At 39.3% G+C, this 13,629-nt stretch carries 14 protein-coding genes and 1 other RNA gene; 13 read left to right on the forward strand and 2 right to left on the reverse strand.

Going from position 1 to position 13,629, the window contains the following annotated elements; genetic code table 11:
- Nucleotides 1–13: 13 nt before the first annotated feature.
- From hypB to hypE, 3 genes are read left to right on the forward strand one after another with little or no spacing between them, the layout of a single operon-like run.
- Nucleotides 14–823, forward strand: coding sequence for a hydrogenase nickel incorporation protein HypB (gene hypB, locus AC6H0J_RS05885; RefSeq protein WP_005645020.1), 810 nt, complete (start codon nt 14–16; stop codon nt 821–823).
- Between the two features lie 3 nt (nt 824–826).
- Complete coding sequence (hypD, locus tag AC6H0J_RS05890) at nt 827–1,939, forward strand: hydrogenase formation protein HypD (RefSeq protein WP_005629040.1); 1,113 nt, start codon at nt 827–829, stop codon at nt 1,937–1,939.
- A gap of 1 nt (nt 1,940) precedes the next feature.
- Nucleotides 1,941–2,954 (forward strand): hydrogenase expression/formation protein HypE, encoded by a 1,014-nt coding sequence (gene hypE, locus AC6H0J_RS05895; RefSeq protein WP_497513121.1) that lies wholly within the window; start codon nt 1,941–1,943, stop codon nt 2,952–2,954.
- A gap of 216 nt (nt 2,955–3,170) precedes the next feature.
- Here hypE and AC6H0J_RS05900 read toward each other — a convergent pair whose 3' ends face one another.
- Together AC6H0J_RS05900 and ssrA are read right to left on the reverse strand one after the other, a co-directional pair.
- Nucleotides 3,171–3,551: a pyrimidine dimer DNA glycosylase/endonuclease V gene (locus AC6H0J_RS05900; protein ID WP_005629036.1), complete on the reverse strand. Its 381-nt coding sequence runs from the start codon at nt 3,549–3,551 to the stop codon at nt 3,171–3,173.
- A 176-nt stretch (nt 3,552–3,727) separates the two neighbouring features.
- Nucleotides 3,728–4,093: a transfer-messenger RNA gene (ssrA, locus tag AC6H0J_RS05905) on the reverse strand.
- A gap of 174 nt (nt 4,094–4,267) precedes the next feature.
- On the opposite strand from ssrA, the gene dinB reads away from it, so the two are divergent.
- The 10 genes from dinB (at nt 4,268) to bioA (ending at nt 13,626) form a co-directional block, all read left to right on the forward strand.
- The gene (gene dinB / locus AC6H0J_RS05910; RefSeq protein WP_005629034.1) at nt 4,268–5,335 is read left to right on the forward strand and encodes a DNA polymerase IV; all 1,068 of its coding nucleotides are present in this window, start codon (nt 4,268–4,270) and stop codon (nt 5,333–5,335) included.
- 32 nt (nt 5,336–5,367) lie between these two features.
- Nucleotides 5,368–5,904 carry an elongation factor P hydroxylase gene (locus tag AC6H0J_RS05915; RefSeq protein WP_005629032.1) on the forward strand — a complete coding sequence of 179 codons (537 nt, stop codon included), beginning with the start codon at nt 5,368–5,370 and terminating at the stop codon, nt 5,902–5,904.
- 93 nt (nt 5,905–5,997) lie between these two features.
- Nucleotides 5,998–7,080: a peptide chain release factor 1 gene (gene prfA, locus AC6H0J_RS05920; protein ID WP_032825771.1), complete on the forward strand. Its 1,083-nt coding sequence runs from the start codon at nt 5,998–6,000 to the stop codon at nt 7,078–7,080.
- Between the two features lie 52 nt (nt 7,081–7,132).
- Nucleotides 7,133–7,573, forward strand: coding sequence for an RDD family protein (locus AC6H0J_RS05925; protein ID WP_497513124.1), 441 nt, complete (start codon nt 7,133–7,135; stop codon nt 7,571–7,573).
- Nucleotides 7,573–8,451, forward strand: coding sequence for a peptide chain release factor N(5)-glutamine methyltransferase (gene prmC, locus AC6H0J_RS05930; protein ID WP_005629026.1), 879 nt, complete (start codon nt 7,573–7,575; stop codon nt 8,449–8,451). Before AC6H0J_RS05925 ends, prmC begins: the two co-directional genes overlap by 1 nt.
- A complete protein-coding gene (locus AC6H0J_RS05935) occupies nt 8,451–9,254 on the forward strand; it encodes a SirB1 family protein (protein WP_005629024.1) in 804 nt (267 codons plus the stop codon). The genes prmC and AC6H0J_RS05935 overlap by 1 nt, the downstream gene beginning before the upstream one ends.
- 14 nt (nt 9,255–9,268) lie before the next feature.
- Nucleotides 9,269–10,123 (forward strand): 3-deoxy-8-phosphooctulonate synthase, encoded by an 855-nt coding sequence (kdsA, locus tag AC6H0J_RS05940; protein WP_005629022.1) that lies wholly within the window; start codon nt 9,269–9,271, stop codon nt 10,121–10,123.
- 62 nt (nt 10,124–10,185) lie between these two features.
- Nucleotides 10,186–11,133: a 2-hydroxyacid dehydrogenase gene (locus tag AC6H0J_RS05945; RefSeq protein WP_118816970.1), complete on the forward strand. Its 948-nt coding sequence runs from the start codon at nt 10,186–10,188 to the stop codon at nt 11,131–11,133.
- Nucleotides 11,133–12,314 (forward strand): lipoprotein-releasing ABC transporter permease subunit, encoded by a 1,182-nt coding sequence (locus tag AC6H0J_RS05950; protein WP_005629018.1) that lies wholly within the window; start codon nt 11,133–11,135, stop codon nt 12,312–12,314. Before AC6H0J_RS05945 ends, AC6H0J_RS05950 begins: the two co-directional genes overlap by 1 nt.
- A 22-nt stretch (nt 12,315–12,336) precedes the next feature.
- Nucleotides 12,337–13,626, forward strand: coding sequence for an adenosylmethionine--8-amino-7-oxononanoate transaminase (gene bioA / locus AC6H0J_RS05955; protein WP_005629015.1), 1,290 nt, complete (start codon nt 12,337–12,339; stop codon nt 13,624–13,626).
- Nucleotides 13,627–13,629: the final 3 nt, after the last annotated feature.

Below are 13,629 nucleotides of genomic sequence, written 5' to 3' on the forward strand. Positions count from 1 at the left end.
AAACGGAGGATTTATGTGTACAACCTGTGGCTGCGGACATCCAGAGCAAGTCCGTATTGGTGAATTACCTCATACTCATGATGATCAAGGAAGTCATCAATCAGGTACGCCAAATTTTTCACATTCAACATTTCATTTCAATAAACCAGTCGATGCAGACGATACTCAAAAACGTTTGTTAAAAATTGAACAAGATGTTCTCGGAAAAAATAATCAACTAGCGGATCACAACCGAGCATTCTTTGCTAAACAACATATTTTAGCCTTAAATCTTGTATCGAGTCCGGGTTCAGGCAAAACCACTCTTTTAACGACGACGCTAAATGCCCTCAAAAATGACCGCACTTGTTATGTAATCGAAGGCGATCAACAAACTGAAAATGATGCAGATCGTATTCGTGCTACCGGCGTGCCGGCTATTCAAGTGAATACAGGCAAAGGTTGTCATTTAGATGCACAAATGATTAGCGAAGCAATGGTGAAATTAAGACCTCAAGCTGACAGCATTATGTTTATCGAAAATGTGGGAAATTTAGTTTGTCCATCTGAATTTGATCTTGGTGAAAAAGCGAAAGTAGTTATTTTATCAGTGACAGAAGGCGAAGATAAACCGCTTAAATACCCTCATATGTTTGCCGCATCAAGTTTGATGATTTTAAATAAAGTGGATTTATTACCTTACTTGAAATTTGATGTAGAACAATGTATTGCCAATGCAAAACGTGTGAATCCTAATATTGAAGTGATTCAACTTTCTGCTACCACTGAACAAGGTCTCAGTGAGTGGTTAAATTGGTTAGAACAACAACGTAAACAAGGATAATCGATGCGATTTGTTGATGAATTTCGCGATCCTGAACTTGCCCGTAGTTTAGTAGCGCAACTTGAAAAATTGATGGAAAAAATGCCGCACTTTACGGCGCAGAATCCATTGTATTTAATGGAAGTATGTGGCGGGCATACCCATACTATTTTTAAATTTGGATTGGATCGACTATTGCCAAAAAGTATCGAATTTATTCATGGCCCTGGTTGCCCTGTCTGTGTGCTTCCGATGGGGCGTATTGATGTTTGTATTGAAATTGCGCTGAAACCTGATGTCATTTTTTGTACCTTTGGTGATGCAATGCGGGTGAAAGGTCGTCAAGGTTCGCTTTTAGAAGCAAAAGCGAAAGGCGCAGATGTTCGCATTGTGTATTCACCTTTGGATGCATTGAATATTGCACAAAATAATCCGAATAAAAAAGTCGTCTTTTTTTCCTTAGGATTTGAAACGACGATGCCGAGCACAGCAGTGACGCTTCAACAAGCCAAAAAACTCGGAACAAAAAATTTCTGGATTGTTTGCCAAAACATCACAATTATTCCAACGTTACATAGCTTGCTAGCACAAGATCAAGTCAAAATTGATGGTTTTCTTGCTCCAGGGCACGTGAGTATGGTGATTGGTTCATCGCCTTATCAAGGGATTGTCGATAAATATCACAAACCTTTTGTGATTACAGGTTTTGAACCTTTAGATATTTTGCAGGCTATTGTGATGTTAGTGCAGCAATTTGTTGATGGCCGTTGTGAAATCGAAAATCAATATAAACGCATTGTTGATGATCACGGAAATGCTTTAGCCCAACGTTCAATGCAAGAAGTATTCCAGCTTAAAGCAAGCAGTGAATGGCGTGGCTTAGGAAAAATTGAACAATCAGGCGTGGAATTAACAGATGCTTATCGTGAATTTGATGCCGAAATTTATTTCCAAAGCCAAGCTCAACAGGTGGCAGATGATCCTAATTCTCGTTGTGGCGATGTCTTAACTGGGCGTTGTAAACCATCTGATTGCCCATTATTTGGCACAGGTTGTAATCCTGATAATGCTTATGGCGCATTAATGGTTTCTTCCGAAGGCGCATGTGCAGCCTATTATCAATATCGGAGAGAATAAAATGAGTGAATTTATCACTATGGCGCACGGTAATGGTGGTGCAGCCATGCAGAAATTGATCCAAGATTATTTTGTTGAAGCCTTTGCCAATCCTATTTTGGCGCAAGGGGAAGATCAGGCAAGAATTCCATTAACCGAATTAGCAAAGCAAGGCGAAATACTGTCATTTAGTACGGATAGTTTTGTGATTGATCCCATTTTTTTCCCTGGTGGTAACATCGGGAAATTAGCGGTATGCGGCACGGCAAATGATGTGGCGGTGTGTGGTGCGATACCAAAATATTTATCCTGTGGCTTTATTTTGGAAGAAGGATTGCCACTTGCAGATCTTAAAGCAATTATTCAATCAATGGCAGAAACCGCAAAAGCAGCGGGCATTCAGGTTGTTACTGGTGATACAAAAGTGGTACAAAAAGGCGCAGTGGATAAGATTTTTATCAATACCAGTGGAATTGGTGTTATTCCTCAAAATTTGGATTGGGGCGTTCATAACATTCAGGCTGGCGATACAATCATTGTTAGCGGCACTATTGGGGATCATGGCGCAACAATCTTAAATTTACGTGAAAATCTGGGTATCCAAACGGATCTTCATAGTGATTGCGCCGTGCTGTATCCATTGATTGAAAATTTACGCGAAGTAGATGGTGTGAAAGCAGTTCGAGATGCGACCCGTGGGGGAGTCAATGCTGTTTTACACGAATTTGCACAGGCGCAACAGCTAGGCATGAATATTGATGAACAAACCTTACCTATTCGCCAAGAAGTGCGGGGAATTTGTGAATTACTTGGTCTTGAAACATTAAACTTCGCTAATGAAGGGAAATTGGTTATCGTTGCTTCAGCTGAAAAAACATCAGAAATTTTGACCGCACTTCGTCGTCATCCATTAGGTGAAAATTCGGCTGTGATTGGTGAAGTGACAACCGATAAAAAAGTGCGTTTAGTGGGTATTTTTGGACAAAGTCGATTGTTAGATTTACCAACAAATGAACCATTGCCAAGAATTTGTTAATGATTAGATAAAATCAATACTTTAGGAAAATTAAATAGGTGAAGTGATTTCTCAACTTACCAAAAATAGCCTAAAACAGCTGGAGCAGTTTATCCATCACTGACCATTTCTACCAAATGGTATAGAAGGCTACCGCACTATAGAGAGTACAATGGTCGGTATGGATGCTGATTATATTTCATCCAAAACAATGGAAGCTAAAGCCCTTTCTGGGCTTTATTTTCTTGCGGTAAATCGTGCCTTTACAGGCATACGCAATGCAATTCGCTCACGGTTTAATGCTAAAGCATTTTCTGTGGGCAAATAATTTTGCCAAAGATTAGGATCATCAGGTAGCTCTTCAGCCCAAAAATATTGCACATTGAAACCACGAGCAAGACACTCTTCATGCAATAAGTCGTAACGTTGCTTTAAAAACGCAAGTTTATTAAAGAAAAATCGTACATGTCCTTCGCCTAATTTATAATTTTCAGGCTGCCCTTTTAAACTAAATTTTCCTTTCGCAACAGCATTTGGAATCCGAGTTAGCTCTCTATGTTCCGCCAGTAGATGTTGATCGCAAAGTTCCGCTGGGGGAACAAGGTTAATTCTGGTCATAAAATCTCTCTTTATTATTTCATATCCCATCGAGTAACGAATATGACTAATTCCGCCAATAATGAACTAGGTAATAAAACAAGGTAACGGTTACTAAAATTAAGGTGAGTAGAAAAACAATAAAAAAACTAAATTATTGCTTTTATTGAAAAGTTAGAATAGGAAAAATAAAGGGGTGGTGGAGCTGGGGGGAGTTGAACCCCCGTCCGAAATTACTCTACCTTCAGTACTACACGTTTAGTCTCGTCTTTAATTTTACTTAAGCATGCGGACAGACACGCTAAACTTAAGCTAGTTTGATTCAATTTAGTGCTTCGATCCTCAAACGGTGGCTTCCACACGATCTCGTTTTGGTTTGACTCCGCGTTATCCCCGTCTTACGAGCGGAAGCTGGGGCGCGAAGGCTAAATGCAGGTTATTAAGCTGCTAAAGCGTATTGTTCGTCGTTTGCGACTATTTTTTTGCGGTTTATTTACGAGGCCTACCGCACCTCGACGTGCACCTTGGGCTTCGCTAATCCCGTCGAATCCAGAATCAGCCCCAAAATTGCGTGTTAGTCTAACAAAAAAAGAAAGGTAGGGAAAGTTGAGATTGATTGAATTGCTGCTTTAAAGGGCATTTATAAAAGGTTAAATTGCAAGGATATTAATTTAAGTGTATATTTAAACAGTTGTTTGCTTGATTAATATTAGAAAATATTTAACCGCACTTTTTTTATGTCACAAGATAAAAAAATTATTCACATTGATATGGATTGTTTTTACGCATCAATTGAGATTCGTGAAAATCCTAATTTACAGGGGAAACCTGTTGCTGTAGGTGGTTCTTCTCGTCAACGTGGTGTATTAACAACTTGTAATTATGAGGCGAGAAAATTTGGTTTGCATAGTGCAATGCCAACGGCCCAAGCCATAAAAAAGTGTCCTAATCTCATTCTTGTGCCTGTGAATATGGCGTTGTATAAACAAGTCTCGGCACAAATTCATCAAATCTTCCATCGTTACACCGATATTATTGAACCACTTTCTTTAGATGAAGCTTATTTAGATGTCACGCACTGCCAAAAATGTTCAGGCTCAGCGACTTGGATTGCGCAAGAAATTCGCCAAGCAATTTTTGATGAGTTGAATTTAACTGCTTCGGCAGGGGTAGCGCCTTTAAAATTCCTCGCTAAAATCGCCTCGGATATGAATAAACCTAATGGGCAATTTGTGATTAAGCCGAACGAAGTCAGTGAATTTATTAAAACCTTATCTTTAAATAAAATTCCCGGTGTGGGTAAAGTAACATCACAACGATTACTTGATATGGGATTAGAAACTTGTGCTGACATTCAAAACTTTGATCAAATCGTCTTATTAAATCAATTTGGTAAAGCGGGTAAACGTATTTGGGATTTTAGTCACGGCATTGATGATCGTGAAGTACAAGCCCATCGTGAACGTAAATCAGTTGGCGTAGAACAGACGTTGATTGAAAACATTCACACAATTGAGCAAGCTTCAGAATTATTGAATAATCTTTATGACGAGTTAATTCGTCGCCTTGAACGTGTTAGCTGTAATATACCGTTATCTGCATTTCGTAAAATTGGCGTGAAACTTAAATTTGAAGATTTTCAAGTAACCACTTTAGAGAAAACAGGGTTGCCACTTTCTTTGGAGAGTTTTCAACAATTATTTCCTCAAATTTTTATGCGAGCAAAAGGGCGATCGATTCGTTTGATTGGGCTACATGTCAATTTACCTGAAGAAAATAAACAAGAACAAATGAGCCTCTGGTGATATAATCTCGCGGTTTTTTAGGAGTCGATAGAATGGAACATAAATTAGAAGATATTATTGCAATTTTTAATCAATGTTTTGAAGAGGAATACAACACTCGCTTAGTCAAAGGCGGTGAAGAACCCATTTATTTACCCGCAAATGATGAAGTGCCTTATAACGCGATTTATTTTGCGCGAGGCTTTTACAGCAGTGCATTGCACGAAATTGCCCATTGGTTAGTGGCAGGCAAAGAACGCCGTAAACTAGAAGATTTTGGTTATTGGTATGAGCCAGATGGACGTTCAGAAGAACGCCAGCGTGACTTTGAAAAAGTTGAAGTTAAACCGCAAGCATTAGAGTGGATTTTGGCGACAGCGGCAGGTTTTCGTTATTTTGCTAGTGCGGATAATTTGAATGGCAATCCGGGCGATACACAGCCTTTTAAACAAGCCGTGTATGAACAAGTGAAAATCTATGCGGAAAAGGGTTTACCAAAACGAGCTGAAACGTTACGCCATGCCCTTGCTATTTTTTATGGCACAGAAAATCGTATTGATTTAAGTAAATTTGATGTGACGCGTATTTAAAGAGCGGCGATTTTTAACCGCACTTTTGACACTGTCAATTTTCCCTAAAATCGGCTAGAATACGCCGATTTTATTTTCGGTGACTTATAAATGATGAAAGATTCCATTATTGCAAAATTAGAAAGTTTAAAAGAACGCTATGAAGAGCTAGAAGCCTTATTGGGCGATGTTTCGGTAATTAGTGATCAGGATAAATTCCGTGCGTATTCTAAAGAATATTCGCAACTTGAAGAAGTAGTGAAATGTTTTAATCGTTGGACGCAATTAAATCAAAATATTGAAGAAGCTGAAATATTGCTCGACGATCCTGAAATGAAAGAAATGGCGCAAATGGAAATCGAAGAATCCAAAGTGGAAATTGAAGAAGTGGAACAACAACTTCAAATTCTTTTACTGCCGAAAGATCCTAATGATGAATATAACTGCTATTTAGAAATCCGTGCGGGAACAGGCGGTGATGAAGCGGGTATTTTTGCGGGTGATTTATTCCGTATGTACAGTCGATATGCTGAAAGTAAACGCTGGCGTGTAGAAATGCTAAGTGCTAACGAAAGTGAGCAAGGCGGTTATAAAGAAGTGATCGTAAAAGTAAGTGGCGAAGGCGTGTATGGCCAGCTTAAATTTGAATCGGGCGGTCACCGTGTGCAACGTGTACCAAAAACTGAATCACAAGGCCGTATTCATACCTCTGCTTGTACCGTCGCGGTAATGCCGGAATTGCCAGAATCTGAAATGCCAGAAATTAATCCAGCAGATTTGCGTATTGATACTTATCGCTCATCAGGCGCTGGTGGTCAGCACGTAAATACAACGGATTCTGCGGTGCGTATTACACACATTCCAACAGGCATTGTGGTGGAATGTCAGGATGAGCGTTCACAGCACAAAAATAAAGCGAAAGCAATGTCGGTATTAGCGTCACGTATTGTTCAAGCAGAGCAAGAACGCCAAGCTGCAGAACAAACAGATATGCGCCGTAACTTATTAGGTTCGGGCGATCGTTCTGATAAAATTCGTACATATAATTATCCGCAAGGTCGAGTAACCGATCACCGTATCAATCTCACTATTTATCGTTTGGATGAAGTGATGAATGGTAAAATTGATGAATTGATTCAGCCGATTATTACCGAATATCAAGCGGATCAGTTGGCTGCATTGTCTGAACAGAATTAATGATAGGGACATCTGATTTCAGATGTCCTTTTTAACTTTACAGGGAAATAAAATGATCATTGAAAATCAAAAAGATGCTGAATTTTCTTCTGCTTTCAAGACTTCTCAACCCTCTCAAGCGAGCCGTTTTAAACGCTGGCTTGCGAGTATGATTAATGGACTTGTACTTTGGGTGATGGTTGGTCTCGGTTTTGCATTGGGGGATTTTGCCGGTGTAGTGGGGACGATTGTATATGCTGGTTTTCAGTTATATTTCATGAAAACTTATGGCCAAACAATGGCAAAACGCTGGTTAGGCTTGCGAGTATTTAATTATCATACCAAGCAGCCTGTTGAATTTGGTAAATACATCGGCCGTGAGATTATTGATATTTTATTGGCGTGGACGAGTTTCTTATTAATTATTAGCGGTATTGTTGCACTTGTGCGTGATGATCGTCGTTCTTTAACTGATTTATTGGCTGGCACAATTGTGTTAAAAGACGAAAAATAATGAATTATAAAGAATGGCTGGCACAAGCGATTGAGGATTTGGCACAAAAAAATCCTACTGAAAATAGTAAAATTGATGCGCTTGTGCTTCTTCAGCATGCTACTGGCAAATCGCGTACGCAAATCCTTGCTTTTGATGATACTGAGATTGATGAAAAAGTGCGGTTAAAATTGACCGCACTTTTAGATCGTCGTCTAAAAGGCGAACCTATCGCTTATATTCTTGGCGAAAAAGAATTTTGGTCATTGCCATTAAATGTCTCAAAAGGCACCTTGATTCCAAGACCAGATACTGAAATTTTAGTGGAAAAGGCATTACAAATTGCGTTAGAAAAACTGGAACAAAATCCACCGCACTTTCGTATTCTTGATCTCGGTACTGGCACAGGTGCTATCGCGTTAGCATTAGCATCGGAGCTTTCCTCTATTTGTCAAAAACGACAAATTTCATTAGAAATAATTGGTGTTGATCTTATGCCCGATGTTGTGGCGTTAGCCCAATCTAATGCAGAAAGAAATAAGCTAAATGTACAATTTTTGCAGAGCCGTTGGTTTGAAAATATAACAGGGAAGTTTGAGATTATCGTCAGCAATCCGCCTTATATTGATGAACGGGATGAACATTTACGTCAAGGCGATGTGCGTTTTGAACCGCTTTCTGCATTAGTTGCTCATGATACGGGTTATGCTGATTTACGTCATATTATTGAATTAGCACCGAGTTATTTGAATTCTAATGGCGTATTATTGCTTGAGCATGGATGGCAACAAGGCGAAAAAGTGCGGTCAATTTTCCAAGAAAATCATTGGGAAATGGTTGAAACCGTGCGTGATTATGGCGACAATGAGCGCGTCACTTTAGGTTTTTGGAAGAAGTAATGAAATATTATCGACGTGCGTTATACGATCAATTTGTGCACTTTTATAATACCATCTCAGATGATGGATCATCAGAAGCGCAACTTCGGGGAAAAATCGGTGGGTTTGTGCGTCGAGCGCGTAAAGCAATTTCGCCAGATTGGCCGAAAGAAGAGCAGATTCATCAGTTACTACAGCTATTTTATGGTGATTGGGGCTTTCATTGCGATCCAGAAGATTATTTTTATGCTCGTAATTTATATTTGCCTTATGTGTTTCAACATCGTCAAGGTATGCCAGTGAGTCTTGGCGCGATAGTGCTTTATTTAGCTGACGTATTAGATTTACCAATTTATCCTGTCAATTTCCCAACACAGCTCATTTTGCGTGCCGAAGTAAGAGATGAAGTGGCTTTTATTGATCCTTGGGATGGCACTTATATATCGCAAGAAAAATTACAGCAACTTTATGAAGGCGCATTTGGCTTTGGTGTTCAAATTCAACCTGAAGAACTTGATAGAGCCGATCTTTCTTTACTTTATTCTCGTTTTGAGCAACTAGCGAAGAATGCGCTCATCCGAGAAGAACATAATGACATGGCATACCGTTATATTGAAAATTTATTGATTGGCAATGATGAAGATCCTTATCACATCCGTGATCGCGGTTTAGTTTTAGCTCAGATGGGCGCTTACCCTTCAGCATTGAAAGATCTAGAATTTTTTGTGGAACGTTGTCCGGAAGACCCAACTGCGGCTTTAATCCGAACTCAACTTTTAGAACTTAAGGGCGAGATTGATAAAGACTCTTTTGCCCTCCATTAATTTAAGGAAAATTTATGCAAAATAAAATTGTAAAAATCGGCAATATTGATGTCGCAAATGACAAACCTTTCGTGCTTTTTGGTGGAATGAACGTACTTGAAAGCCGTGATATGGCAATGCAAGTCTGTGAAGCTTATGTGAAAGTGACAGAGAAACTTGGCGTGCCTTATGTGTTTAAAGCTTCTTTTGACAAAGCGAATCGTTCGTCTATTCATTCTTACCGTGGCCCTGGCATGGAAGAAGGATTAAAAATTTTCCAAGAATTAAAAGATACCTTTGGGGTAAAAATTATTACCGATGTACACGAAATCTATCAATGTCAGCCAGTTGCAGATGTTGTCGATATTATTCAACTTCCAGCCTTTTTGGCGCGCCAAACAGATCTCGTTGAAGCGATGGCAAAAACAGGTGCTGTGATTAATGTGAAAAAACCACAATTTTTAAGCCCAGGTCAAATGGGCAATATCGTGGAAAAAATCGAAGAATGTGGTAACGATAAAATCATTCTTTGTGATCGTGGAACAAACTTTGGATACGATAATTTAATTGTGGATATGCTTGGCTTCAGCGTGATGAAAAAAGCCTCTAAGGGCAGTCCAGTTATTTTTGATGTAACCCATTCGCTTCAATGCCGTGATCCATTTGGGGCGGCATCAGGTGGCCGTCGTGCACAAGTCACTGAATTAGCGCGTTCAGGTTTAGCTGTAGGCATTGCAGGTTTATTCTTAGAAGCGCATCCAAATCCAAATCAAGCGAAATGTGATGGCCCATCAGCTTTACCACTTTCTGCTCTTGAAGGCTTTGTCTCTCAAATGAAGGCGATTGATGATTTAGTAAAATCTTTCCCAGAATTGGATACCTCAATCTAAGAAAATATTTAAGCAAAAGTGCGGTTAATTTTGACCGCACTTTGTATATAAAAGGAGAAATGATGAATATAGTCTTTTTAGATAGTACGGCTATCCCGAAACATATCCCTATTCCTCGTCCAAGTTTTGAGCATACTTGGATTGAATATGAGCATACATCTTCTGCAGAAACGATTGAACGAGCGAAAGATGCTGATATTGTTATTACGAGCAAAGTCATTTTTGATCGAGAAACGTTAAAACAATTACCTAAGTTAAAGTTGATTGCGATTACTGCAACTGGTACAAATAATGTTGATCTTGTGGCTGCCGAAGAAATGGGAATCGCCGTGCGTAATGTGACAGGTTATTCCAGTACAACCGTGCCAGAACACGTAATCGGCCTGATTTTTTCTTTAAAACACAGCTTGGCAGGTTGGTTACGCGATCAATCGGAAGCAAAATGGCCTAAAAGCAAACAATTTTGTTATTTTGATTACCCAATTACAGATGTGCGCGGTTCCACATTGGGCGTATTTGGTAAAGGTTGCTTAGGGACAGAAGTGGGGCGTTTGGCGAATGCACTGGGAATGAAAGTACTTTATGCAGAACACAAAGATGCTACTGTTTGCCGTGAAGGTTATACGCCCTTTGAGGAAGTATTAAAACAAGCGGATATTGTGACGTTGCATTGCCCATTAACTGAAACAACAAAGAATTTAATTAATGCAGAAACCTTATCCAAAATGAAAAAAGGTGCATTTTTGATTAATACAGGGCGTGGGCCTTTGATTGATGAACTTGCATTAGTTGATGCGTTAAAAACGGGGCATTTAGGCGGAGCGGCTTTGGATGTAATGGTAAAAGAGCCACCAGAAAAAGATAATCCGTTAATTTTAGCTGCCAAAACTATGCCTAATTTAATTATCACCCCGCATATTGCTTGGGCGAGTGATAGTGCAGTGACAACATTAGTTGGAAAAGTAATGCAAAACATCGAAGAATTTGTACAACAATTAAATCAAAAATAATGAATTTTCCTATTTCTCTTTATATTGCGCTACGTTATTGGCGTGCGAAAAGTACGGATCGTTTTGGGCGATTAGTGACTAATCTTGCAAGCCTGGGGATTGTGCTAGGTGTGATGGCATTGATCATCGTGCTTTCGGTGATGAATGGATTAGAAGGTTACCAAAAACAACAGGTGCTATCTTCTATTCCTCATGCGATTGTGAGTGAAGAAAGGCCTATTTCTACAGAAAAAACATTAAAAAATTTACCGCACTTTGTCCAAAAAGCAGTGCCGATCAATACAACAAATGTGATTTATCAAACGACAAAAGGCGTGAGTGCAGGACAAATTATTGGTATTCAATCATTTTCTGATGATCCTTTGGTTGAATCTTTTGATCAGACTAAATTTAATGAAATTTTACCGACTGGTGAATTTAAATTGGTCATTGGTGATCAACTGGCTCAAAAATTGGGCGTGAATATTGGGGATAAAATCCGTTTGATGATTACGGAAAATAGCCAATATACACCATTCGGTCGGGTGCCAATGCAGCGTTTATTTACTGTTAGCGATATTTATTATGATTATGGCGAAGCATCGGGTTATGAAGCCTTTGCTAATATTACAGATATTGGTCGCTTAATGCGTATTCAACCTCAGCAAGCGCAGGGCTATCGTTTATTTTTGAATGATCCGTTCCAAATTACAGAACTCCCTCAATATTTCCCAACACAAAAAATCACGGATTGGCGTGTCCAAAAAGGTGAATTTTTCCAAGCGGTGAGAATGGAAAAAAATATGATGGGCTTGTTGATTAGTTTGATCATTGTTGTGGCGATTTCCAATATTGTCACCTCATTAAGTTTAATGGTGGTGGATAAACAAGGGGAAATTGCGATCTTACAAACTCAGGGCTTAACAAAATCCCAAGTTCGTTCAGTGTTTATTTATCAAGGATTATTGGTGGGATTTGTTGGCACATTACTCGGTGCTATTTTGGGTGTTTTAGTCACCTTGAACTTAACGGACATTGTAAGTGCGGTAAATCCACAAGGTGTTTTTTTACCGACAGAATTATCCTTTGTTCAAATGATTTTTGTCATTGGATTTTCCTTGTTGCTTTCTTTACTTTCAACCCTTTACCCCGCTTATCGAGCTGCGAAAGTAGAACCTGCCGCTGCCTTGAGATACGAATAAGTTTTTTAATGGTAAATGAATGATGGATGAACAATCACTTTTAGCTTTTGATACACAATATATTTGGCATCCTTATTCTTCAGTTTCTTCTGATATGCCGCTTTATGCGGTAGAACGTGCTGATGGCGTGATGATAACCTTAAAAGATGGCCGTCGTTTGATTGATGGCATGTCTTCTTGGTGGGCAGCATTGCATGGTTATAATCATCCTCGTTTAAATGCGGCTGCACAGAATCAGTTGGCAAAAATGAGCCATATTATGTTTGGCGGTTTTACCCATGAACCCGCGGTGGAATTAGCTCAATTATTGGTACAAATTTTGCCAAATGGATTAGATAAGATCTTTTTTGCTGATAGTGGTTCTGTTGCTGTGGAAGTAGCGATGAAAATGGCTATTCAATATCAGCACGCTAAAGGGGAAGTAAAACGGCAAAAATTCGCTACCATCCGTTCGGGTTATCATGGCGATACTTGGAATGCGATGTCAGTGTGTGATCCAACCACGGGTATGCATCATTTATTTCATCATAGTCTGCCTGTACAATATTTTCTTCCTCAACCCAACATTCCATTTAATGAATCTTGGAATGATTGTGTGATGGAACCTTTAGCTGATTTACTTAAGAAAAAAGGTAGCGAAATTGCCGCACTTATTTTAGAGCCTGTCGTGCAAGGTGCGGGCGGCATGTATTTTTATTCGCCAATTTATTTAGTGAAAGCACAAGCGCTTTGTAAACAATATGGTGTATTGCTAATTTTTGATGAAATTGCTACAGGTTTTGGCCGCACAGGGAAATTATTTGCTGCCGAGCATGCTGGGATTTCGCCAGATATTATGTGTATTGGTAAAGCCTTAACGGGTGGTTATTTAACTTTATCTGCAACCATTACGACCACTGAAATTGCGCAAACTATTTGTCGCGGTGAGGCTAAATGTTTTATGCATGGACCCACTTTTATGGCAAATCCGTTGGCTTGTGCGATTGCGGCAGAATCTATCCGTTTATTGTTGGAAAGACCTTGGCAGCAAAATATTCAGCGAATTGAATCTTCCTTAAAACAACAGCTTTCGCCTTTAGCTGAAAAAGATTACGTCAAAGATGTTCGCGTATTAGGGGCAATTGGGGTGGTTGAAATGAAAAGTGCGGTAAATATGAAAACTTTAGTCCCACGTTTTGTGGAACAAGGTGTTTGGATTCGACCTTTCGGTAAACTGGTTTATGTGATGCCACCCTTTGTGATTAAAGATGATGAACTTCTGAAATTAACGGAAGGCATGATTCTGGCTTTAACTCAGGAATATGAACATTAGGAT

It is taken from the genome of Haemophilus sp. THUN1691, assembly GCF_059704425.1.